Annotated in this window: 17 protein-coding genes and 1 tRNA gene; 4 read left to right on the forward strand and 14 right to left on the reverse strand. The window is 69.9% G+C overall.

All coding sequences use genetic code 11. The features are described from left to right. Positions 1-133 precede the first annotated feature (133 nt). From M0G41_RS03935 to M0G41_RS03950, 4 genes are all read right to left on the reverse strand, one after another. A tRNA-Val gene (locus tag M0G41_RS03935) sits at positions 134-208 on the reverse strand. Positions 209-276: 68 nt separating this feature from the next. Next, entirely contained in the window at positions 277-2,064 is a 1,788-nt protein-coding gene (ptsG, locus tag M0G41_RS03940) for a PTS glucose transporter subunit IIBC (RefSeq protein WP_248205275.1), read from the reverse strand. A gap of 243 nt (positions 2,065-2,307) precedes the next feature. After that, entirely contained in the window at positions 2,308-4,860 is a 2,553-nt protein-coding gene (ptsP, locus tag M0G41_RS03945) for a phosphoenolpyruvate--protein phosphotransferase (RefSeq protein ID WP_248205278.1), read from the reverse strand. Between the two features lie 141 nt (positions 4,861-5,001). Beyond that, positions 5,002-5,952, reverse strand: coding sequence for a lysylphosphatidylglycerol synthase transmembrane domain-containing protein (locus M0G41_RS03950; RefSeq protein WP_248205282.1), 951 nt, complete (start codon positions 5,950-5,952; stop codon positions 5,002-5,004). Between the two features lie 222 nt (positions 5,953-6,174). Here M0G41_RS03950 and mutS point away from each other — a divergent pair, with 222 nt between their 5' ends. Beyond that, a complete protein-coding gene (mutS, locus tag M0G41_RS03955) occupies positions 6,175-8,754 on the forward strand; it encodes a DNA mismatch repair protein MutS (protein ID WP_248205601.1) in 2,580 nt (859 codons plus the stop codon). A gap of 418 nt (positions 8,755-9,172) precedes the next feature. Here mutS and M0G41_RS03960 read toward each other — a convergent pair whose 3' ends face one another. From M0G41_RS03960 to M0G41_RS03970, 3 genes are all read right to left on the reverse strand, one after another. Then, positions 9,173-9,679 carry an arsinothricin resistance N-acetyltransferase ArsN1 family A gene (locus tag M0G41_RS03960; protein ID WP_248205286.1) on the reverse strand — a complete coding sequence of 169 codons (507 nt, stop codon included), beginning with the start codon at positions 9,677-9,679 and terminating at the stop codon, positions 9,173-9,175. Between the two features lie 62 nt (positions 9,680-9,741). After that, on the reverse strand, positions 9,742-10,365 hold the full coding sequence (locus M0G41_RS03965; protein WP_248205288.1) for a glutathione S-transferase family protein: 624 nt from the start codon (positions 10,363-10,365) through the stop codon (positions 9,742-9,744). 240 nt (positions 10,366-10,605) lie between these two features. After that, a complete protein-coding gene (locus tag M0G41_RS03970) occupies positions 10,606-13,371 on the reverse strand; it encodes a valine--tRNA ligase (protein WP_248205291.1) in 2,766 nt (921 codons plus the stop codon). Between the two features lie 190 nt (positions 13,372-13,561). Between M0G41_RS03970 and M0G41_RS03975 the strand changes: the two genes are divergently transcribed. After that, entirely contained in the window at positions 13,562-14,617 is a 1,056-nt protein-coding gene (locus M0G41_RS03975) for a glycosyltransferase family 9 protein (RefSeq protein ID WP_248205294.1), read from the forward strand. Between the two features lie 38 nt (positions 14,618-14,655). Here the strand turns inward: M0G41_RS03975 and M0G41_RS03980 are convergent, their stop codons facing one another. Continuing rightward, a complete protein-coding gene (locus M0G41_RS03980) occupies positions 14,656-15,096 on the reverse strand; it encodes a DNA polymerase III subunit chi (protein ID WP_248205604.1) in 441 nt (146 codons plus the stop codon). A 163-nt stretch (positions 15,097-15,259) separates the two neighbouring features. Beyond that, entirely contained in the window at positions 15,260-16,732 is a 1,473-nt protein-coding gene (locus M0G41_RS03985; protein ID WP_248205298.1) for a leucyl aminopeptidase, read from the reverse strand. A gap of 112 nt (positions 16,733-16,844) precedes the next feature. On the opposite strand from M0G41_RS03985, the gene lptF reads away from it, so the two are divergent. Together lptF and lptG are read left to right on the forward strand one after the other, a co-directional pair. Then, positions 16,845-17,933: an LPS export ABC transporter permease LptF gene (lptF, locus tag M0G41_RS03990; protein ID WP_248205300.1), complete on the forward strand. Its 1,089-nt coding sequence runs from the start codon at positions 16,845-16,847 to the stop codon at positions 17,931-17,933. After that, positions 17,930-19,024, forward strand: a complete 1,095-nt coding sequence (gene lptG / locus M0G41_RS03995) for an LPS export ABC transporter permease LptG (RefSeq protein ID WP_248205302.1) — start codon at positions 17,930-17,932, stop codon at positions 19,022-19,024. Before lptF ends, lptG begins: the two co-directional genes overlap by 4 nt. Positions 19,025-19,471: 447 nt before the next feature. Here lptG and xerC read toward each other — a convergent pair whose 3' ends face one another. From xerC to M0G41_RS04015, 5 genes are read right to left on the reverse strand one after another with little or no spacing between them, the layout of a single operon-like run. Further along, the gene (xerC, locus tag M0G41_RS04000; RefSeq protein ID WP_248205305.1) at positions 19,472-20,377 is read right to left on the reverse strand and encodes a tyrosine recombinase XerC; all 906 of its coding nucleotides are present in this window, start codon (positions 20,375-20,377) and stop codon (positions 19,472-19,474) included. After that, positions 20,377-21,072 carry a DUF484 family protein gene (locus M0G41_RS04005; RefSeq protein WP_248205308.1) on the reverse strand — a complete coding sequence of 232 codons (696 nt, stop codon included), beginning with the start codon at positions 21,070-21,072 and terminating at the stop codon, positions 20,377-20,379. The genes xerC and M0G41_RS04005 overlap by 1 nt, the downstream gene beginning before the upstream one ends. Continuing rightward, entirely contained in the window at positions 21,069-21,890 is an 822-nt protein-coding gene (gene dapF / locus M0G41_RS04010) for a diaminopimelate epimerase (RefSeq protein WP_248205312.1), read from the reverse strand. The genes M0G41_RS04005 and dapF overlap by 4 nt, the downstream gene beginning before the upstream one ends. A gap of 9 nt (positions 21,891-21,899) precedes the next feature. After that, positions 21,900-22,142 carry an LPS translocon maturation chaperone LptM gene (gene lptM, locus M0G41_RS18885; RefSeq protein WP_425511227.1) on the reverse strand — a complete coding sequence of 81 codons (243 nt, stop codon included), beginning with the start codon at positions 22,140-22,142 and terminating at the stop codon, positions 21,900-21,902. Further along, positions 22,081-22,593, reverse strand: a complete 513-nt coding sequence (locus tag M0G41_RS04015) for a hypothetical protein (RefSeq protein WP_248205315.1) — start codon at positions 22,591-22,593, stop codon at positions 22,081-22,083. The genes lptM and M0G41_RS04015 overlap by 62 nt, the downstream gene beginning before the upstream one ends. Positions 22,594-22,765: the final 172 nt, after the last annotated feature.

The following is a 22,765-nucleotide window of genomic DNA, read 5'->3' on the forward strand; positions in this document are numbered from 1 at the left end:
CAGCGAGCGCCCGGTATGCGTCAGGAAACAGCGGTTCCGGTAGTGCTCATGTCGCACGCTCGATCGCCGGTTTCCCGTCGACCACCTTTTGCTGGATGCCGGTCGTCTTCCTCGGTGCCACGACTCCAGGTCGTGGTGGGCGGTACAGGGTTCGAACCTGTGACCCCTACCATGTCAAGGTAGTGCTCTACCGCTGAGCTAACCGCCCGAGGTCCGCGGCGGACACGCCGCTGCGGGCCGCGAAGTCTAGCAGTGCCTGGGGCGGCGCACAACGGGTCAGCCGGCCTGCACCGCCGCGGCCCACTGCCCGGCCGGCTCGCCGACCAGCAGGTGATAGCGACCGCCCCCCAGGTCCAGCACCGCATCGGCCCCAGCGGCCCGCGCCGCGGCGGCATCGAAGCGCCCGGCGTCGGCAAGTTCGACCCGCAGCCGGGTATGGGCGATGGCGCGCACCTCGCGCAGGTTGTCGCGGCCGCCCAGGGCCGCCAGCAGGGCCGGCGCCGCCTCGCGCAGCCAGTCGGGCGGCGTGTCCGCGGCCCCGGTCCCGGCGCCGCTTCCGGCCGGCTGGCCCCGGCCCGCCTCCAGCGCGGGAGTGGCCGCCAGCAGTGGATCGGATCCGGCCCGGCGCAGGTACAGCTCCATGTCGGTCTTCAGGTTCTCCGAGAGCGGGCCGAATACCGCCTGGACGGCGTTGCCGACGGTCACCACCCCCGCGGCCCCCAGCGCCTTGAGCCGCTCGACGTCGACCCCGGCCGGGTCGCGCACGGCCACCCGCACTCGGGTAATGCAGGCATCGAGACTGGCGATATTGTCGCGGCCGCCGAAAGCAGCGACCAGCGATGCGGCGATCCCGCCCTCATCGCCCGAGGCCGATTCGGCACCCAGCGCCTGCGCCTCGCGGCCGGGCGTCTTCAGGTCGAAGTAGTGGATGCAGGCGCGGAACACGCCGTAGTAGATCGCCGCGTAGATCGGCCCGAGGATGAACACGTACCAGGCGTTCTGGGCATTGCGGCCGAGCACGTTGAACATCAGGAAATCGATGCCGCCCTGGGAGAAAGTGAATCCCATATGCATGTCCAGCGTATTGGCGACGAACTGGGCCGAGGCCGCCAGCACGGCGTGGATCAGGTATAGCAGCGGGGCTACGAACAGGAAGGCGAATTCGATCGGCTCGGTGATCCCGGTCAGGAAGGAGGTCAGCGCCGCCGAGATCATGATTCCGCCGACCGCCACCCGGCGCTCCGGGCGGGCGCTGTGCCAGATCGCGATGGCCGCCGCCGGCAGGCCGAACATCTTGAACAGGAAGGCGCCGGCCAGCACCCCGGCGGTGGGGTCGCCGGCGAAGAAGCGGTTGATGTCGCCGCTGACCACCTTGCCGGTGCTCGGGTCGGTGAAGGCCCCCATCTCGAAAAAGAACGGCACGTTCCAGATGTGGTGCAGGCCGAACGGAATCAGCAGTCGCTCGACGAAGCCATAGACCGTCGCCGCCGTGCGCGGGTCGGACACCGCCGCCCAGTGCGAGAAGGTCTTGATGCCGGATCCGATCGGCGGCCAGACCACCACCAGCAAAAGGCCGAGGCCGATGGCAGCGAGCGCGGTGACGATCGGCACGAAACGCTTGCCGGCGAAGAAGCCGAGGTAGGGCGGCAGGCTGATCCGGTAATAGCGGTTGAACAGCCAGGCCGCCAGCATGCCGGCGAGGATGCCGCCGAAGACGCCGGTCTGGACCGAGGGCATGCCCATCACGGTATCGGTTGGCAGCCTGAGCATGCCGGCGACGACGCCGAGGGTGGCGCACATCACCAGGTAGCCGATGGTCGCCGCCACGGCCGCCACGCCATCGTTCTCGGTGAATCCCAGGGCCACGCCGATGGCGAAGATCAGCGGCAGGTTGCCGAAGATGACGTCACCCGAGACCTTCATCACCGCCGAGACCTCGGCGGGAATCCAGGCGAAACCGGCGGCACCGATGCCGAGCAGCAGGCCGGCGATGGGCAGCACGGCGACCGGAAGCATCAGCGACTTTCCGATCTGCTGAAGCAGTACGTAGAGCTTCTTAAACATCAGGATTCACCTAGGTGGGCCATGACCCACATCGATTCTCGAGTCTTGCCGTAGGAGCCAGCTTGCTGGCGATCGATGGGCGGGAATCGCGCGGAGCCATTGCAAGAAATCGGTGCTCCCGCCAAGCCACGGATCCGTCGGCCGCGGCCTATCCCCAACACAAGGACTGACTCCCCGCCTTCGCGGGAACGACCCTCTCTCAACGCGTCGTTTCTTAGGCGGCCTTCGCCAGCAAGCTGGCTCCTACATCGCATGGGCGGCCTCCCAGTCGGCAAGACGCGCGCGCACCTCGGCGGCGGTGCCGAGGCGCAGCAGCTCGGCGGCCAGCGCGCGGCAGTCTTCCAGCGACTGCGCGGCGACCGTGGCCTTGGTGGCCGCCACGGCCGGCGCGGGAACGGATAGCTCAGTGACCCCAAGCCCGAGGAGGGCCGGAACGGCAAGCGGATCTGCGGCGATCGCGCCGCAGACACCGACCCAGCGGCCATGCCGGCTGCCGGCCTCGGCGGTCATCCCGACCAGGCGCAGGACGGCGGGGTGCAGGGCGTCGGCCTGGGCGGCGAGGCGGGCATGGCCGCGATCCATGGCCAGGGTGTACTGGGTCAGGTCATTGCTGCCGATCGAGAAAAAATCGGCCTCGGCGGCCAGCGCGTCGGCGGTGAGCGCCGCCGAGGGCACCTCGATCATCACCCCGAGCTTGGGCGCCGCGACGCCCAGCGCATCGGCTTCGCGCTGCAGCAGGGTGCGGGCCTCGCGCAGCTCCTCGACGCCGGCCACCATCGGCAGCATCAGGTGCAGGTCGCCCTGCCCTGCCCCGCGCAGCAGGGCGCGCAGCTGGACACGGAACAGCTCGGGGTGGGCAAGGCTGACGCGGATGCCGCGCAGCCCGAGGAAGGGATTGTCCTCGCGCGGCAGGGGCAGGTAGGGCAGCGGCTTGTCGCCGCCGACATCCAGGGTGCGGATCACCAGCGGACGCTGCGGGCCCAGCGCCTCGGCGACCTCGGCGTAGGCGGCTGCCTGCTCCGCCTCGTCCGGCGCGCTGTCGCGGGCATCGAACAGGAACTCCGAGCGCAGCAGGCCAACGCCCTCGGCGCCAGCGGCCAGCGCTTCGCGGGCGTCGCCCGCGTGCCGCACGTTGGCGACCACCAGGATGCGCGCGCCGCAGCGACTGTGCGCCGGCCTCGCCGCGGCAGCCTGCATCGAGGCCTGCCGCTGGCGCGCGCGTTCGATCGCGGCCCGCGCCGCCTCGCGCTGCCCGTCATCGGGAGCGCTCAGCAGACGACCAGCGCTGGCGTCGAGCAGGACCTCGCTGCCCTCGGGCAGGTCCAGCACCCCCGCATCAACGCCGCACAGCGCCGGCAGTCCCAGTGATCGGGCGAGGATGGCGACATGTCCGGTCGGCCCGCCACCGGTGGTGCACAGGCCACGTACGCGCGACACGTCTAGCTGGGCGGTTTCCGAGGGGGTCAGGTCCTCGGCCACCAGGATGCAGCCTTCGGGCAGCTCCGCCGGCTGCTCGACCTCACCGCTGAACGCGCGCAGCACCGCCGCGCCGACATCGCGCAGGTCGGCGGCGCGTTCGCGCATCAGCGGGTTGTCGAGGGCCTCGAGCACCCCTGCCTGCTTTTCCACCGCCGCCTGCCAGGCGCGGCCGGCGCTGAGCCCGGCGGCAATGCCTTCCTCGGCCTTCTCAGCCAGACCGGGGTCGTCGAGCATGCCCTGCTGGGCTCCGAGCACGCCGGAGCGCGCAGCGTCATGCGCTGCCGAACCGAGCCGGGCCAGCCGGCGACGGACCTCGTCCAGGGCCTTCGTCAGCTTCTCGCGCTCGGCCTCGGGCGCGCCGGCCTGGTCGACGATCCGCGGCGCGGCGCGACGCCAGCGGGCGACCGCGCCCAGCGCCATGCCGGGGGACGCGGTGACCCCGACCAGCACGCCGGGCTCGCGACGGCTAGACGCCGCGGGCTGGCTGGCGGCGGCCGTCATCGCCGCGAGCTGGGCCGCGGCGGCTTCGAGGTCCTCGCCGCAGCCCTGCCTGATCAGCGCGGACAGCGTCTCGATGGCCGAGGTCGCCGCCGGACCCCGCGCCTCGATGCGCAGGGCGTCGCCCTGCCGGCTGCCCAGCGCCATGATCTCGACCACGGATCGTGCGTTGCCCCGGCGCTCGCCAAGCAGCAGGAAGATCGGGCAATCGAAGGCCCGCGCCCGCTCGGCGAGCACGGCGGCGGGCCGGGCGTGGAGGCCGGCCGGATTCGGCAGCGGCAGCGGGTCGCTGACAAGCAGCTCACCGGCCGCGGCGTCGCCGCCGACCGGGGCGCCGGTGCTTGCCGATTTCGGAAAGACCCGGAACAGCACGCTGCCTCCGGCCTCGAGCGCGCCGCGGCCCAGCTCGATGCGCTCGATGGCGTCGACGTTGGCGACCAGCACCTGGGTCAGCAGGGAACGCGCGCGCTGGGCGACGCCATCGATATCGAAGCGGATCAGCGGCTGGCCGGCGCGGACTTCTTCGCCCTCGGCGACCAGGGCCTCGAAGCCCTCGCCGCGCAGGCCGACGGTGTCGACGCCGATATGCAGCAGCAGGTCGATCCCGGCCGGGCTGCGCAGGGTCAGCGCGTGGCGCGAACCATGCAGCTGGACGACCCGCCCGTCGATCGGCGCGAGCAGGGTGCCCGAAACCGGGTCGAGTGAGCAGCCGTCGCCGACGATGCGCTGCGCGAATACCGGATCCGGCACGCGCTCCAGCGCCACGCGGATCCCCGACAGCGGCGCCAGGACGGCCACCGCCGATGTGCTGTCTGCCATGTTCCCCTCCCGGAACGGCCCCGGCTGCCCTGGTCAGCGCCGCCGGGGGTGCAGGCCAGCGTAGCCGGTCGGGCGGCGCGCGCAAGGCGAAACGCGCGGAATATCCAACGCATTCGTATGCAGGCTCCACGCCCGGGGGTTTCAGGGCGGGGGCGGACCCGCCAGGCCATCCTGCCAGCGCGCACGCTCGAACCAGAGGATCACCGGCATCGACAGGGCCAGCGGAATCAGCAGGTAGAGCAGGCGGAAGACCAGCACCGCAACCAGCACGTCGGCCTTGTCCATCTCCGGAAGGCCGAGCAGGACACTGACCTCGAGCACGCCGAGCCCGCCCGGCGCATGCGACACCAGGGCCAGGGAAAACGAGGCAAGGAACACACCGAGCACGACCAGATAGCCGGGGTTGCCGGCCTCGGGCAGGGCGAAATAGAGGATCGCCGCGGCGCCGATGATCTCCAGCGGGCCGATCACCAGCTGCTGCAGCACGGTCGGCAGGCGCGGATAGCCCAGCTCCATGCCGCGCAGCCGCAGGGTCGAGAACTTGAGCAGGCTGCCCAGCGCGTAGAGGCCGACCGCCAGCAGCAGCAGCACGCCGATGCCGCGGGCCAGCCCGACGCCCACCGAGGGCAGGAATCGCTGTACCAGTTCCGGCTCGATGAGCAGCACGGCTGCCGCCAGCAGCAGGGTGCCGACGACGAAGGTGAACGAGCAGAAAGCGACCAGCAGGCCGATCTCCACCGGCGTCAGCCCCTTGTGCCGGTAGGCGCGGTAGCGGACCAGGGCGCCCGAGAACACCGAGGCGCCGACGTTGTGGCCGACCGCGTAGGTGGTGAACGAGACCACCGATATATAGCCCCAGCCGATCCGCCGGCCGAGGTGATTCAGGGCGATGCGGTCGTAGCCGGCGAGCGCCGCATAGGCCAGCAGGGTGGCCGCGACGCACAGCGCCCAGTCGCCGGCCGGGATGGCGCGCAGGCTGCCGAGCAGGCTGTCCAGCGACATGCCCTCAAGTTCGCGATACAGCAGCCAGCCCGACAGGGCCACCGCCAGCAGTCCCACCAGGGCCCAGGCCCGATCACTTCGCCATGCCATCCGCTTGCCGTCGCTTCCATGGGGCTGCCGCGCGCACGACCGGCCAGCGGTCGGCGCACGGAACGCCCGGCGCGCGAAGTATAGCCAGCCGGGACATTTCGCGAGGTCGCCGTGAGCGGCCTTGCGCCAGACGCTACCTGGCCTTGCCGCGCCGGCCGCCGCGGCGGGATGCGGCGCCCTGCAGGTACCATGTCCGGCCCCGAACGCCGCCCCGCCCTGCGAATGTCCCGCGACACCGTCGACCCCAACGCCCAGCACACGCCGCTGATGCGCCAGTTCTTCGCCGCCAAGGCGGACCATCCGGACATCCTGCTGTTCTTCCGCATGGGCGACTTTTACGAGCTGTTCTACGACGACGCGCGCCGCGCCGCGAAACTGCTGGACATCACCCTGACCCAGCGTGGGCAGTCGGCCGGCGCGCCGATTCCGATGGCCGGCGTGCCCTATCACGCCGCCGAAGGCTACCTCGCGCGGCTGGTCGCGCTCGGCGAATCGGTGGCGATCTGCGAGCAGATCGGCGACCCGGCCGCCAGCAAGGGGCTGGTGGAACGCAAGGTCGTGCGGGTGATCACTCCGGGCACGGTCACCGACGAGGCGCTGCTGGAAGAGCGCCGCGACACCCTGCTGATGGCGGTCAGCCGAGGCAGGCGGGGCTTTGGCCTGGCCTGGGCGGATCTCGCCGGCGGCCGCTTCCAGGTCTGCGAGGTCGACAGCGAGGATGCGCTGGCCGCCGAGATCGCGCGACTCGACCCGGCCGAGCTGCTGCTGCCCGATGAGGATGGCTGGCCTGCCTTCCTTCAGTCACAACGCGGCCTGCGCCGGCGCGGTCCGTGGCACTTCGACCCGGACAGCGCGCGCCGCGCCCTGCTGCGGTTCTTCCGCCTGCATGACCTCACCGCGTTCGGCATTGAGGAGCGCCCGATGGCGGTCGGCGCGGCCGGTGCGCTGCTGCACTACGTCGAGGAGACCCAGAAGCAGCAGCTGCCGCACCTCACCGGCATCGCGGTGGAGGAAGCCTCGGACAGCATCGCGCTGAATGCGGCGACGCGCCGCCATCTGGAGCTGGACCAGCGCGTCGACGGCCGCAACGAACATACCCTGGTCGGCGTGCTCGACAGCACGATCACGCCGATGGGGGGCCGCCTGCTGCGCCGCTGGATCCACCGGCCACTGCGCCGCCGCGAACTGCTGCGCCAGCGTCACCAGGCGGTGGGCACCCTGCGCGACTCGGCGCTCTACGAGGGGCTGCGCGAGGCCCTGCGCGGGGTCGGCGACGTCGAACGCATCCTCGCCCGGGTCGCCCTTCGCAGCGCCCGCCCGCGCGATCTCAGCACCCTGCGCGACGCCCTGATCGCCCTGCCCGCCCTGCGCGGGGCCCTGTCGGCACCGGGCGTCGACAGCCCCGGGCTTGCGGCACTCTGCGAGCGCCTCGGCGACCACGCACCGACCGCCGACCTGCTGCAGCGGGCCATCCTGCCGCAGCCGCCGGTGCTGCTTCGCGACGGCGGCGTCATCGCCGACGGCTTCGACGCCGAACTCGACCGCTACCGCACCCTCTCATCGGATGCCGACAGTTTCCTTGCCGAACTGGAGCTGCGCGAGCGCGAGACCACGGGCATCAGCGCGCTGAAGGTCGGCTACAACCGGGTGCACGGCTACTACATCGAACTGGGCAAGGCGCACGCCGGGAAGGTGCCGACGCACTACACCCGCCGGCAGACCCTGGCCAACGCCGAGCGTTACATCACCGAGGAGCTGAAGCAGTTCGAGGACCAGGTGCTCTCGGCCCGCGACCAGTCGCTAGCCCGCGAGAAGGCGCTGTGGGAATCCCTGCTCGACGCCCTGAACGCCGAGCTTGCCCCGCTCAAGCAGTGCGCCGCGGCCCTGGCGGAACTGGATGTTCTGTGCGGCTTCGCCGAACGCGCCGAGGCGCTGGACTGGTCGGCGCCGGAGCTGGTCGAGGAGCCGGGCATCGAGATCATCGACGGCCGCCACCCGGTGGTGGAAGCGGTCCGCGCCGAGCCGTTCGAGCCCAACTCGCTGCGGCTCGGACCCGAGCGTCGCCTGCTGGTGCTGACCGGCCCGAACATGGGCGGCAAGTCGACTTACATGCGCCAGGCCGCGCTGATCGTCCTGCTGGCCCATATCGGAAGCTTCGTCCCGGCGCGCAGCGCGCGGATCGGGCCGATCGACCGCATCCTGACCCGCATCGGCGCCGGGGACGACCTGGCCCGCGGCCAGTCGACCTTCATGGTCGAGATGGCCGAGACCAGCTACATCCTGCACCACGCCAGCGAGCACTCGCTGGTGCTGATGGACGAGATCGGCCGCGGCACGTCCACCTACGATGGCCTGGCCCTGGCCCGGGCCTGCGCGCTTCAGCTGGCACGGGTGAACCGGGCCATGACCCTGTTCGCCACCCACTACTTCGAGCTGACCGAGCTCGCCGCGCCCGGCAACGGCATCGCCAACGCCCACCTCGACGCGGTGGAACACGGCGACAAGCTGGTCTTCATGCACGCGGTCAAGGACGGCCCGGCCAACCGCAGCTTCGGCCTGCAGGTCGCGGCCCTGGCCGGCCTGCCCAAGGGCGTGATCGCCGAGGCCCGGGAGGTGCTGGAGGAGCTGGAGAGCGGTCACAAGCCTGCGCCTCGGCGCGACCCGCCCAGCCCGCAGATGTCGCTGTTCGCCGCGCCGGCCTCGCCGCTGGAACAGGCGGTGAAGGAGATCGACCCGGATGACCTCAGCCCGCGCGAGGCGCTGGAGGCGCTGTACCGGCTGAAAAAGCTCGCCGAGCGGTAAGCGCGACGGCAGATTCGGGCGCGAAGCAGACATTCATAAAGAAGACATTCATAGGGTGCGGCTGGCCGCACCGGGCGTACCGTCCGAACGCCCGTATCGGTGCGTCCAAGACGCACCCTATGGGGCTTCGCTGACGCCCAACGAAGCCCGACTGTGGGAGCGCACATGGGCGCGACCGCGGAAATCCGCTCTGGCCGCGGTCTGTGGTGAATGCGTAGTGTCGCGGTCGCGCCCAAGGGCGCTCCCACAATTTGACTGCGGCAAGGTCTGCTTTGCGGAGCAAACCGGACCTGGCAGCGCCGTTGCGTGTGTAGGAGCCAGCTTGCTGGCGATAGGTGCCCCGAATGGGATGATCGCCAGCAAGCTGGCTCCTACAGGCGGGTCCTGCGGAAGGTCTGCTTGGCGCCCTCTCCGGCCGTCAGGCTTCTTCGGGCAACCAGCGCTCGACGATGACCACGTCACGCCAGACGCCGTCCAGCTGACCGTGCCGCAGGTACGTGCCAACCTCGCGGAAGCCCAGTCGCCGGCACAGGGCGAGGCTGGCCTGGTTGTCGGTGAAGATCCGCGAGATCAGCTTGTAGTAACCGCGGCCGCGGGCTTCGTCGATCAGTGCCTGCAGCAGCAGGGCGCCGTAGCCGCGGCCGCGGCAGGCGCGGTCGACGTAGATCGAGAACTCGGCGTTGCCGTCGTAGCAGGCCCGCGGGCGATAGTTGGACAGGTTGGCCCAACCGCCGATCCCTCCACCGGTGTCGATGACCAGTACCGGATAGCGGGCAGCGGGCGTGAGCCAGGCGCGGGTATCGTCGACGGTTCGCAACCGGGTCTCGAAGGTGCTGCGCCGCTCCTCGATGCCCTGGTTGTAGATCCGGGCAATGGACTCGGCGTCGGATTCAACGGCGGGTCGGATCAGCGGCGCGGACGACACGGCAGCCACTCGCAGGGAACGGGGCGCGAAGTGTGGCGCCGGCCGCGGCGCCCTGGCAATGTTCAGCCGGGGCGCGGGGTGAAGACCTTGCTGGCCTTGGCGGCGGGCCGCTCTGCAAGGCGCTTTCGGTAGTCCTTGAGCACCGGATAGTCGTCCAGCGCCTTGACCAGGTAGAGCAGGTTCACCGAATGGCCGAGAATCAGATCGGGCAGCATGAAACGCTCGCCCATCAGGTAGTCGCGCTGATGCAGGTGGCGGGCGAGATGCACCAGCAGGGGAAACAGCGCCGCCTTGCCGACCTTGGCTCGCTCCTCGTCCGGCTTGATCGCGGTCGGGTGGAAGACGTTGAAGGCGGCGGAGTCGAAGGTCGAGGCGGCGAACATCAGCCAGGACAGGTACTGCCGGCGTAGCGGCGAGGCCATCGGCACGGTGAGCTGGGCCTCGGGCTGCTGCTCGGCAAGCGCCTGGCAGATGGCCACCGACTCCCAGTGGCTGTCGCCATCGATCTCGATCGCCGGCACGAGGCCGAACGGATGCCGGGCCAGATGGGCCTCGCCGCGGTGCTCGCCGCCGGCATAGTCCAGCTTGTGCTCTTCGACCTCGATGCCCAGCTCGTGCGCCAGCCAGCGCACCCGGGCGCTGCGATCAAAGGGCACGAATGAATAGAGCACCATCCTGCGGGTCACGCGGAATCTCCCCCCTGCAGATGTCATGTGATTGTGCGCCTGCTACGTGGCGGGGCCAAGTCTGGATGCGCGGCCAGACTCCAACCGGGTCGTACTTCACAGGACGCTGTGCGCCAATCCGTCATCCTCGCGAAGGCGGGGATCCGCGCGACGCGAGTCGTCAGCGCCTGCGCATCTGGATTCCCGCTTTCGCGGCAATGACGTCCGCCGAACCTCGGAACGCGCGCTGCTCTCGGGATGCTACAGCCGCTCGGCCTGGCGCTTGAGCCCGACCAGCTGGGCCTGGTAGTCGGCAAGACGCTGGCGCTCCTGTGCCACGACATCCTCCGGCGCGTTGGCGACGAAGTTGGCATTGCCAAGCTTGCCATTGCACTTGCCGATCTCGGATTCGATGCGCTTGATCTCCTTGGCCAGGCGGGTCTTCTCGGCATCAAGGTCGACAAGGCCGGCAAGCGGCACGAGCAGGCTCATGTCGCCGACCACGGCCGCGCTCGCTGCCGGCGCGTCCTCGCCCTTGGCCAGCCAGCGCTGCGACTCGGTGCGGGCAAGGAAGGCGATGGCGTCGGCATAGCGCTCGCTGCGCGCGCGGTCGGCATCATTGCCGCCGTCGAACAGCAGGGCGATCTGCTTCGAAGGCGCCACCTGCAACTCGCTGCGGATGCGCCGCAGCTGACCGATGACCGTCTTCAGCCACTCGATATCGCGTGCTTCGCCGGCAAAGCGCAACTCGGCGCGGGCCAACGGATAGGCCTGCCGGCTGATGCTGTCGCCGCCGATCGCAAGGCGCGGCGCGACCTGATGCCAGACTTCCTCGGTGATGAAGGGCACCACCGGGTGGAGGGCGCGCAGAGCCTGCTCCAGCACGTGGAGCAGGGTATACCGGGTGCTCGTCGCCGCAGCGGAATCGCCGCCGTTGAGCGCCGGTTTGGCCAGCTCCAGGAACCAGTCGCAGAACTGGTTCCAGACAAACTCGTACATGGCCTGCGCGGCGAGGTCGAAGCGGTAGGCGGCGAAGGCCTCGCTCGCCTCGTCCAGCATCATCTGCTGCTGGTCGAGGATCCACTTCTCGGCGTCGGTCACCGGCCAGCCGGCGGGCGCCTGATGCAGCTCATGCCCCTCGCAGTTCATCAGCACGAAGCGCGCCGCGTTCCACAGCTTGTTGCAGAAGTTCTTGTAGCCCTCGCAGCGCTGCAGGTCGAACTTGATGTCGCGACCGTGGGTGGCCAGCGAGGCGAAGGTGAAGCGCAGGGCGTCGGCGCCGAAGGCGGGGATGCCGTCGGGGAACTCGCGGCGCGTCGCCTTCTCGATCTTGGCCGCCATCTGCGGCTGCATCAGTCCCGCGGTGCGCTTGGCAACGAGCGCATCGAGGGTGATGCCGTCGATCAGGTCGATCGGGTCGAGCACGTTGCCCTTGGACTTCGACATCTTCTGCCCGTCCTTGTCGCGGACCAGACCGGTGATGTAGACGTCGCGGAACGGCACCTGACCGGTGAAGTGGTCGGTCATCATGATCATCCGGGCGACCCAGAAGAAGATGATGTCGAAGCCGGTGACCAGGACCGAGCTCGGCAGGTAGCGATCGAAGCCCTGCTGCTGCATGGCGACCTCATCCGGCCAGCCCAAGGTCGAGTGCGACCACAGGGCCGAAGAGAACCAGGTCTCCAGCACGTCCTCATCGCGGCGCAGGGGCTTGCCGCCGGCCTTGGCCACAGCTTCTTCCTCGCTGCGCGCGACGATGATGTTGCCGTCCTCGTCGTACCAGGCGGGGATGCGATGCCCCCACCACAGCTGGCGCGAGATGCACCAGTCCTGGATGTTGTTCATCCAGTGGCGGTAGGTGTTGATCCAGTTGGGCGGCACGAAACGCACCTTGCCGGACTCGACCAGCTCCAGGCCACGCTTGCCCAGCGCGTCCATCTTCACGAACCACTGGTAGGTCAGGTAGGGCTCGATGACCTGGCCGGTGCGGTCACCGCGCGGCACCTGCAGGCTGTGCTTCTTCTCCTCGATGAGCAGGCCGAGGGCCTCGAGGTCGGCGAGCACGGCCTTGCGCGCGGCCACGCGATCGAGACCGCGGTACTTCTCCGGTGCGTTGTCGTTGATGTGCGCGGTGGGGGTGAACAGGTTGATCATCGGCAGGCCATGACGCTGGCCCACCGCGTAGTCGTTGAAGTCATGCGCCGGGGTGACCTTGACGCAGCCGGTGCCGAACTCGCGGTCGACGTAGTCGTCGGCGATGATCGGGATCTCGCGATCGGACAGCGGCAGGCGCACCGACTTGCCGATCAGGTGGGCATAGCGCTCGTCCTCGGGATGCACCATCACCGCGGTATCGCCGAGCATGGTTTCCGGGCGCGTCGTCGCCACCACCAGCTGCCCGCTGCCGTCGGCCAGCGGATAGGCGATCGACCACAGGAAGCCGTCCTCTGGCTCGCTGACCACTTCCAGGTCCGAGATCGCGGTCTGCAGAACCGGGTCCCAATTGACCAGGCGCTGGCCGCGGTAGATCAGGCCTTCCTCATGCAGGCGGACGAAGGTTTCGACCACCGCCTTCGACAGGCCCTCGTCCATGGTGAAGCGCTCGCGCGACCAGTCGCCCGAGGCTCCGATGCGGCGCATCTGCCGGGTGATGGTGTCGCCGGACTGCTGCTTCCACTCCCAGACCTTTTCGATGAAGGCCTCGCGCCCGAGCGAGTCACGCGTCTCGCCCTTGCCCTCCTGGGCCAGATTGCGGTTGACCACCATCTCGGTGGCGATGCCGGCGTGGTCGGTACCGACCTGCCAGAGGGTGTCGCGGCCAAGCATCCGGTGATAGCGGATCAGCGCGTCCATCAGGGTGTGCTGGAAGGCGTGGCCCATGTGCAGGGTGCCGGTGACGTTCGGCGGCGGCAGCATGATGCTGTAGGGCTCGCCCTGGCCGCTCGGCTTGAAGCAGCCGCTGTCCTCCCAGTGCTGGTACCAGCGGGTCTCGATGGCAGACGGCTCGAAGGACTTGTCCATGCTCATGGGCACACTCGGTATCGGGAGCAACGCGCCGGGTGTCGGCGGCGCTCGGGTGGCGGGCGCGGGATCGGCAATCGGGGATAATCGCGGCCCGGACCAGGCCGGATTCGCGGCCTCGAGCCGGGAAACCCGCGATTTTAGGCGAGCCGCGCCCGCGACCCAAGCGCGGCGCGCCAGAACGGACCAATCCGCCATGAACGACCCCACCGCGCCGCCGCTGGTGATCCGCTTCGGAGCCATGGGCGACATGGTGTTGCTGACCGTGCTGCTGGACATGCTGGCCGAGCGCTACGGCCGTCCCTGCGACCTGCTGACTTCGGGCGCCTGGAGCCGCGCCCTGCTTGAGGGCCAGCCCTCGGTCAGCACCATCACGGTCATAGGCAGCCGCACCCGCCCCTACTGGAGCGATCCGCAGCAGTGGGCCCTGGTCCGCGCACTGCGCGCGCGCTCCCCGGGAGCGGTCTACGTCGTCGACACCACGAAGCAGGACCGCCTGCAGGCCTGGCTGCGCCGCGCGGGCATCGCCGACCGCCATGTCCTGCTGCGCCAGCGCGATCCAAACGAGACGACTCGCCCCTGGATCGAGCGCCTGCAGCGCTTCGGCCAGCTCGCGCCGCAGGCGCATGCCGCAGTGCCCCCCGCGTCCGCGCTGCCGGCCCATCCACGCCTGGTGGTGGGCGATGCCGCCCGCGCCGATCTGGCTGGCTTCCTGGCTGCACGGAGCATCGAAGGCCCGCTGTGGCTGCTGCAGCCCGGCAGCAAACGCACCCTGAAACGTGGCCGTCTGGCGGCGCTCGACGATGACAAGTGGTGGCCGGTGGAGCGCTGGTCGGGGCTTGCAAATGCCCTGCTTGCCAACGGTCGCGCGGCGCACGTCCTGCTCTGCGGTGCTCCGCCGGAACAGCCCCTGCTGCAGTCGATCGTGACCGCGACAGGCGATGGGCGGGTCCATGCCCTGGGCGATGCCCTGCCCCTGCCCCGTCTGCTGGCACTGTGCCGGATCGCTGTGGGCATGACCTCGGTGGACACCGGCCCGGCGCATGCGGCGGTGGCCCTGGGCTGTCCCAGCGTGGTGCTCTACGGCCGGGCCAGCCGCAGCGCCTGGCTGCCACGCGGCCCTGCCGGCACGACAGTGGTGCCGATCGGCGGCGAGGAGGACGGCCTGTCGCGGGTCGCGGACATCGCGCTTGATCAGGTGCTCGAGGCGAGTCTCGCCCTGCCGCCGCGCGCGCCGCCCAACGCGACGTAGCATCACGTCGGCCCGGCTCGGCAGATCACCGCCGCGCCCTACATGTCGTGCTTGTTCAGTTCCCAGCCGCGCGACTGATACTGCTTCCAGCGCTCGCGCAGCGGCCCGCGGGCCGCGGGGTCGGCCGGCACGACCTCAAGCACCCGCTCGCAGGGTCCTGCGGCAGGCTCATCGCGGAGATTGATCTGCATCGGCCGCGCCGGCACGTCGACATCCGGCGTGGCGATCAGGATCGGGGTGATCTCGTCATCCTCGTCCTGGCCGGCGATCTGGTGCGGCAGGTAGGCCGACTCGTCGAACTCCCAGAGCAGGCCGTCTATGGCCTCGGCCTGCTCCGCATCACGGGCGAGGATCAGGGTCGGCTTGCCGGTGCCGTAGCAGCGCTTGGCCAGCTCGCAGACCAGGAGCAGCGGATCCTCGCGGAAGCGCGGCTTGTCGATGAGGTAGAAATCCGCGCGTCCCGCGCCGTGATTGGTGATTCGTGATTCGTGATTCGTCAACGCTGGAACTCCCCCACGAACGGACCTGGCCATGTCTCGCGGCGAAACTCGGGGCGCGCTGCAAGCACGATTGTCCCCCCGCTTCCGGCAGCCGGCTGTTGCGAATCACAAATCACAAATCACGAATCACGATCGCGCGGGCTCAGCTCGCGCGGTCCACCATCCACTGCGCCAGCATCCCCACCGGGCGGCCATTGGCCAGCCCCTTGCGGCCCTCGTCCCAGCTGGTGCCGGCGATATCGAGGTGCGCCCAGCGCTGGCCCTCGGTGAAGCGCGAGAGGAAGCAGCCGGCGGTGATCGCACCGGCCGACTTGCCGCCGATATTGGCAACGTCGGCGAAGGCCGAGTCGAGCTGGACCTGGTACTCGTCCCAGATCGGCAGGCGCCAGGCGCGATCGCCGCTGTGCTCACCGGCGGCAAGCAGTTCGGCGGCCAGATCGTCGTGCTTGGTCATCAGGCCGTGGGCATGCTTGCCCAGCGCGATCACGCAGGCACCGGTCAGGGTGGCGACGTCGATCAGCGCCGCCGGCTCGAAGCGCTGCGCATAGGTCAGCGCATCGCAGAGGATCAGCCGGCCCTCGGCGTCGGTGTTGAGCACCTCGATGGTCTTGCCCGACATCGAGGTCAGCACGTCGGACGGACGATAGCTGTTGCCGTCCGGCATATTCTCGACCGCGGCGATCACCACCACCAGGTTCACCGGAAGCTTTGCCTTGACCGCGGCGACGAAGCTGCCGAACACACTGGCCGCGCCGCACATGTCGAACTTCATTTCCTCGATGCCGCCCTGCACCTTGAGGTTCAGGCCGCCGGAGTCGAAGGTGATGCCCTTGCCGACCAGCACCAGCGGCTTGGCCTCGCCACCGTTGCGGTACTCGAGCACGATCAGCCGCGGCGCATTGGCCGAGCCACGGGCAACTGCCAGCAGCGAGCCCATGCCCAACGCTTCCATCTGCTCGCGTTCCAGCACCTCGCAGCGCAGGCCCTCGTGGGCGGCGGCGAACTCGCGCGCCTTGTCGGCCACGTAGGCAGGGTTGCAGATGTTCGGCGGCAGGTTGCCCAGTTCGCGGGCGAAGGCAACGCCCTCGGCGATGCCCTGGGCACGCTGCAGCACGGCCGTCGCCGCATCGCTGCCGGCGAAGCTGACGCTGTGGTAGCCGGCGTCGCTGCGTGGCTTGCGGGTGGTGGTGTAGCGGTAGGCCGCGTGGTCGAAGGCCAGCAGCGCCTGGTGCAGGGCCCAGTCGGCATCGCGGCCTGCGATCGACAGCTCGTGGAGGGTGACGTGGATCGAGCGCGCGGTGCCCTGGGCAAGCAGCTTCGCCGATTCTGCACACAGCTTGAGGAAGGTGCGGGGCGCCACCTCGCCGGCCGGGCCGGCACCGGCCACCAGCACCCGGCGGGCGGCCACGCCCGGCAGGCCACGCAGCAGCGCGCACTTGCCCGCCTTGCCTTGGACGTCGCCGCTCTCGATCCAGCCGCGCAGGGCGCCACCGCTGGCCGCGTCCAGGGCCTGGGCTGCCGGCGACAGGCTGCCATCAGCGAACACCGCCACCACGATGCAGTCGACGTCGAGCTGGGCGGGATCGTGATCGAGCAGGCGATAGTTCAGGTTCATGGGTTTTCCGGGTTGCAGTCGGTGGGAGATACTGCCGCCCCGGGCTTTGCACGGCCGGTTTCGCGGGCAGGACCCGTAATGTTACCAGCCCGGAGCCATTCGCCTGAGCCCGATGCGCCTGATCGACCGATATCTGCTGCGAGAACTGGCCGGTGCGTTTGCCGCCTCGTTGACCGTGCTGCTGCTCACTTCGGCGACCGGCGTGCTGGTCGACCTGCTGCGGCGCATCGCGCTGGGCAAGGTGCCGGCCAGCCTCCTTCTTTCGCAGTTCGGCCTGCGCCTGGTCGATGCCCTGCCGATGCTCGTGCCGCTGGCACTCTTCGTCGCCGTACTGCTGTGCTACTCGCGCCTGTACCGGGACAGCGAGATGGCGGTGCTGGCCTCGGCCGGCCAGGGCCTGCGCCAGCTCCTGCGGCCGGCCCTGCTGTTTGGCGGCCTGGTCGCCCTGCTGGTCGGCCTGCTCTCGCTGTGGGCGGCTCCGGCGGCGATGGCGCTGTCCAAACGCATGCTCGACGAAGCCAACCGCTCGCTTCTGGTGGCAGGCCTCGAGCCCGGCCGCTTCGTCGAGCTGCCCGGGCGCCATAGCGTCGTCTATCTGGGGGCGATGAGCAGCGACGGCAGTCGCTTCCAACGCCTGTTCGTACACAGCCAACGCGAGGATCGCATCGACGTGGTCACCGCCCGGGCCGGCGAGCTGTTCACCGAAAGCGTCGGCGAGGAGCGCTACCTGCGGCTGGAGGAAGGGTTCCGCGTCGAAGGGGTGCCGGGGCGCAACGACTTCCGCGTGATGCGCTTCGAGCGCAACGACATCCGGGTGCCGGACAGCGAGCCTGGCAGCGACCGCGACCGCGACCGCCGCGTGCCGACCCTGCAGCTGCTCGAAGAGGAGCAGGCGCCGCGGCGCGCCGAATTGCACTGGCGCCTGGCGGCGCCGATCGCCGCCTTCGCACTGACCTTGCTTGCCCTGCCGCTGTCACGGAGCCCGCCGCGGGCCGCTCGCTACGGTGGTCTGCTGATCGCCCTGCTCGGCTATCTGGTCTACCTGAACACCCTGCTCCTCGGCCGCTCCTGGATCGGCGAGGAGCGCGTACCGGCAGCGCTCGGCCTGTGGTGGGTACACCTGCCCGTACTGGCCTGCGCGCTGATCCTGATCTGGCGGGGCGATCGGCTGCGCAAGCCGCGGCGGAGGGCCGCCGCGTGATCCTGCTGCGCCAGAGCGACCGTCTGATCGGCGGGCAGGTGCTGTTCTCTGCCCTGCTGGTCTGGGCTGCCCTGCTCGGTTTCGATGCCCTGGTCGCCTTCTCCGGCACCTTCGAGGACATCGGCCGGGGCAGCTATACCGTGGGCACGGGGCTGCTGCACACCCTGTACACCATCCCGCGTCGCGCCTATGAGCTGTTTCCCAGCGCCGCGATGATCGGCTGCGTGCTCGGTCTTGGCGCGCTGGCGGCCAGCTCGGAGCTCACCGCGCTGCGCGCCGCGGGCCTGTCCAAACTGCGCATCTGCTTCGGCGCTGCCGGTAGCGTTCTGCTGCTCACCGCGCTGATGGTGGCCAGCGGCGAGACCCTCGGCCCCTGGGGCGAGCAGAAGGCCCAGGCCCTGCAGCTCACGGCGACCCGCGATGACGTCGCGCTGGCCGAAGGGTCGGGCATCTGGGCCCGAGAGGGCGACACCTTCCTCAACGCCCGTGCCGGACGCGTCGAGGGCAGCGCGGCCAGCGCGCGGGTGGTGCTGGACCAGGTGCGACTGTACCGCTTCGATGACGAAGGCAAGCTGGCCTCGTTGACCCATGCCGCGCGCGCCGAGCACACGGACGGCCGCTGGACGCTGCATGAGATCCACCGTGTCGAGTTCGAACCGCGACGGGTGCGCAGCGCCCAGGCCGAAAGCGAGGCCTGGGAGTCGCGACTGACCCCGGAGATCCTCAACCTGTCGCTTCAGCGACCGCGCTACCTCTCGACCGCCACCCTTCGCGAAAGCCTCGACTACCTCGAACGCAACAACCTCGACCCCGGACAGTTCGCCGTCGCCTACTGGTCGCGCTTCTTCTACCCGCTGCACGCCCTGGTGCTGTGCCTGTCGGCCATGCCGTTTGCCTTCGGTGCCCTGCGCTCGGGCGGCTTCGGCAAGCGGCTTTTCCTGGGCCTGGTCTTCGGTCTCGGCTACTTCCTGCTGCAGCGCCTCTCGGTCGACCTTGCCCAGGTCTACGGCATCGACCTCAGGCTCGCCAACATCGCCCCCATGGCCCTCGCAACCACCGGTGCCTGGCTGTACTTCCGGCGCAGCGGCTAGGCCCGCGGTCGGAGCGAGGGGCGGCTTCTGGCGCGAAGCGGACCTTCCGCAGAAGCCGAACGTAGGAGCCAGCTTGCTGGCGATCCTCCCGTCCGGGGGCACCTATCGCCAGCAAGCTGGCTCCTACGTGCAACGGCGCTGCCAGGTCCAGCTTGCGCCCTTCCGGCGCGTCTGAATCCCACCCTCTTTCGACCGCATTCTCGCAATTCAACGAGACCCGACTGTGGGTGCGCCTTGGGCGCGACCGCAGCGCTACGGATTCACCACAGACCGCGGCCAGAGCGGATCTCCGCGGTCGCGCCCAAGGACCCTCCCACAGTCGGGCTTCGTTGGGCGTCGGCGAGCTCCATAGGGTGCGCCTTGGGCGCACCGATACGGGCGTTCGGACGGTATGCCCGGTGCGGCCAGCCGCACCCTATGAGGGCCTGATTTGCGCAGGGAACGCGCCTAGTCCTTGCCCTGCCGGCGCTTGGCGCGGGGGTGGGCGGCATCGTAGACGCGGGCGAGGTGCTGGAAGTCCAGGTGGGTGTAGATCTGGGTGGTGCCGATGTCGGCGTGTCCGAGCAGCTCCTGGACGCCGCGCAGGTCGCCGGAGGACTCGAGCAGGTGACTGGCACAGGAGTGGCGAAGCAGATGCGGATGGACGCGCTTCCACACGCCCTGCTGCTGGGCGCGCAGGCGCAGGCGCTGCTGCACGGCCCGGGGCGACAGTGGGCGGCCGCCGCGGCCGGGGAAGACGGGCGAGTCGGGTGGGCCAGCGGACTCTGCGCGCCAGGCCTGCAGAGCCTCGCGCGCGGCGCGGCCGATCGGCACCACGCGCACCTTGCGGCCCTTGCCCAGGGCCCGCAGCTCGCCCTCGCCAAGATCGATGTCGGCCCAGCGCAGCCCGCACAGCTCGGACAGGCGCAGGGCCGAGGAATAGAAAAGTTCGAGGATCGCCCGGTCGCGGAGCGCAAGCGCATCATCGCCCTCCACCTCGACCAGCCGGCTGGCCTCGTCGACGTCCAGCACCTGGGGCAGGCGCCGGGCCTGCTTGGGCGCCTTCACTCCCAGCGCCGGGCTGGCCTTCAGATGCCCGGCCTCGACCAGGTAGTCGAACAGCGAGCGCCAAGCCGACAGCCTGCGCTGGATCGAGCGCGGCGACAGGCCGCTGCGGTGCGCCGCGGCCAGCGACTGGCGCAGGGCGCCGGCGTCGAGCCGTTGCCAGCCATCGATGCCCTGATCGGCCATCATCCTCGACAGCACCTCCAGCTCGCGCCGGTAGGCAAGCAGGGTGTGCGGCGACAACCGCCGCTCGACGCGCAGGCGCTCGAGGAAGGCCTCGATCTCGCGCTGCTGCGGCAGGGCCTGCATCAGCGCTCCGGCGATGCTTCGTCGAAACGGGCCAGGGCCGCCTCCAGGCTGTCCGCCATCATGCGCAGAAACAGCGTGCCCATGCCGGGGAAGAAGCGGTTCGCATCGTGGCTGCCGACGGCCAGCATGCCGCGCCCGTTCAGGGGCAGCAGCGCCACCGACTGGACCTCGACCGTACGCGCGTCGAACAACACCTCGAGCTTGTCCGGATCAATGCGCCCGCACAGCGGCTCGCCGGCGGCAAGAAACTCCTCGAACGGGGCCAGGCGCGGGTTGCCTCTGGAAATCACCCGCAGCCAGGGTGCGTCGTCTTCAAGATCGGCCGGGCGCTCGAACAGCAGGACCTGGAACAGCTCGCCTGCAAAGTCCTCGGCAAGGTTGGCGGCCAGGGCGCGCAGGGTGTCGGTGGCGCTGCGCTGGCGCATCAGCAGCAGCGCCTGCTGGTGCACCCGCACCGCCAGGCGCTCATTGTCCTGGGCGTTGGCAAACAGCTCCTGCAGCCGCCGGTTGAGTTCGCGGTTCTTGTCGCGCAGCACTTCCAGCTGGTAGCTCGCCAGCGAGGTCGCCGGGCCGCTGTCGCGCGGCACCACCAGACCCAGCGCCAGATCCGGAAACTGGGCGAGGAAACGCGGATTGCGCCGCAGGTAGGACGCCACCTCGTGCGGCGAGGGACCTTCGCGGTCGATGTCGCTCATGCCTCGATCTCTCCTTCGAATACGAATTGCGCCGGCCCACGCATGCGCACCGGCGATCCATCGCCGCTCCAGCGGATATGCAGGTCGCCTCCGGGCAGGGTGACCCTCACCTGGTCATCGAGCAAGCCTTGCCGGTGCAACACGGCCACCGCCGCGCAGGCGCCGCTGCCGCAGGCCAGGGTCTCGCCGACCCCGCGCTCGAAGACGCGCAGCGCAATATGGTCGCGACCGATCAGCTCGGCGAATCCGACATTGCAGCTGTCCGAGAATCGCCGGTCGGCCTGTAGCGCGCGCCCCACCGCGGACACCGGGGCGTCCTCAACGCCGTCCACCCGGGTGACCGCGTGCGGATTGCCCATCGAGACCAGTCCGAACCACCAGTCGTGTCCCTCCGCCCGCAGCGTCGCCTCGGGCCGGTCACCGTCGAACCCCACCGCATGCGGACTGAAATCCGGGCGACCCATGTCGATTTCGATGCCCTCACCCTGCAGGGCCGCCTGCACGGGACCGCTGGGACTGTCGACGCGTACGCTGGCGCCCTCGAAGATCCGCGCCCGGCGGGCCCAGGCCACCACGCAGCGGGCGCCGTTGCCGCACTGCCCGGCCGGCGAGCCGTCCTGGTTCCAGATCCCATAGCCAAAGGCGCTGCCTGCAGTGCGCGGCGGCTCGATGGTCAGCAGCTGGTCGCAGCCGACGCCGCGATGACGGTCGCAGAGCCGGGCGATCAGCGCGGCATCGAGCGGCGCCGTGGCGCTGCGGCGATCAATCACGACAAAGTCGTTCCCGGCCCCATGCATCTTGGTGAAACGAAGCCCCATCGGGGCGTCTCAGCCGGCGCTGGCGGGCGGGGCCGGCCCCGGGCGGACGAGGTCCCCCTTGTTGCCGCAACCGACCAGCGCGGCAAGGCTGGCAATACAGAGGATCAGTAACAGGCGCGCGGCCAGGCGGGAGGTAGTCATCGACGAAGTATAACGACGCGGCTGAGCACCCGAAGGCGTACAGTCGCGCTCAGACGCTGACGTCGACCGTGGTCGCGGCCGGCGCCGGGGCGGCGGACGCAGTGCTGGCATAGGCGGCACTGGCCACCGGAGCGGGAGCGGGAGCAGCGGGCAGAGATGCCGCCAGCGGAATCGGCTCGGCCTGCTGCGCTGCCCCTGCCGCGACCTGCTCCGCAGCCAACTTCTCGGCGGCAGCGTCGGCCGCCGCCGTGCGCGCGGCCTCACCCGGATCGCTGTCGATCACCGAGTAGCGATCCGCTGCAGCAGCCGCCGGGGAGAAGGGGGTGAAGCTGAGGGAGGAACCGGTACCAAAGCTGCCGACGTACTGCACGGCCAGGTTGAGCTGCGGAGTGGCCCCCACCGGCGCTACCCCGGCCATGGCCCGGGCCAGGGCAGAAATCTGCACCGTACCCGCCTGCCCGGAGGGCGAGGGCGAGGTGGAAATGCTGAATACCGGCATCTCGGCGCTCCCGAAGGAGGTCGAGGCCAGCTGCACTACCACTTGGCTCGGAGAGATCTGCACGACGCGACTCGGTAAACGGATTGGTGCCTGTTGGGGGCTATCGGCCGGTTCTGCGGAAACTTTAGGGGCGAATCCGGCCCGATTCATGAAGCCTGTCACAGTTTAGCGAGGTGCCCAAGGGATTTTCCCGGAGCCTTGGCTGCCTGGCCCCTCCGGTTCGGCGCATGTCTCG

The sequence above is a fragment of the Pseudomarimonas salicorniae genome, from assembly GCF_023156535.1.
GTDB lineage: Bacteria > Pseudomonadota > Gammaproteobacteria > Xanthomonadales > Xanthomonadaceae > Pseudomarimonas > Pseudomarimonas salicorniae.

What these genes read in the sequence shown, in the direction of transcription:
- M0G41_RS04005 (WP_248205308.1), bottom strand. Translation starts at nt 21,072, where the DNA reads ATGAGCGACATCGACCGCGAAGGTCCCTCGCCGCACGAGGTGGCGTCC.
- lptF (WP_248205300.1), top strand. Translation starts at nt 16,845, where the DNA reads ATGCGCCTGATCGACCGATATCTGCTGCGAGAACTGGCCGGTGCGTTT.
- dapF (WP_248205312.1), bottom strand. Translation starts at nt 21,890, where the DNA reads ATGGGGCTTCGTTTCACCAAGATGCATGGGGCCGGGAACGACTTTGTC.
- M0G41_RS03950 (WP_248205282.1), bottom strand. Translation starts at nt 5,952, where the DNA reads ATGGCATGGCGAAGTGATCGGGCCTGGGCCCTGGTGGGACTGCTGGCG.
- ptsG (WP_248205275.1), bottom strand. Translation starts at nt 2,064, where the DNA reads ATGTTTAAGAAGCTCTACGTACTGCTTCAGCAGATCGGAAAGTCGCTG.
- lptM (WP_425511227.1), bottom strand. Translation starts at nt 22,142, where the DNA reads ATGCCAGCACTGCGTCCGCCGCCCCGGCGCCGGCCGCGACCACGGTCG.
- ptsP (WP_248205278.1), bottom strand. Translation starts at nt 4,860, where the DNA reads ATGGCAGACAGCACATCGGCGGTGGCCGTCCTGGCGCCGCTGTCGGGG.
- M0G41_RS03985 (WP_248205298.1), bottom strand. Translation starts at nt 16,732, where the DNA reads ATGAACCTGAACTATCGCCTGCTCGATCACGATCCCGCCCAGCTCGAC.
- M0G41_RS03975 (WP_248205294.1), top strand. Translation starts at nt 13,562, where the DNA reads ATGAACGACCCCACCGCGCCGCCGCTGGTGATCCGCTTCGGAGCCATG.
- mutS (WP_248205601.1), top strand. Translation starts at nt 6,175, where the DNA reads ATGTCCCGCGACACCGTCGACCCCAACGCCCAGCACACGCCGCTGATG.
- xerC (WP_248205305.1), bottom strand. Translation starts at nt 20,377, where the DNA reads ATGCAGGCCCTGCCGCAGCAGCGCGAGATCGAGGCCTTCCTCGAGCGC.
- M0G41_RS03970 (WP_248205291.1), bottom strand. Translation starts at nt 13,371, where the DNA reads ATGAGCATGGACAAGTCCTTCGAGCCGTCTGCCATCGAGACCCGCTGG.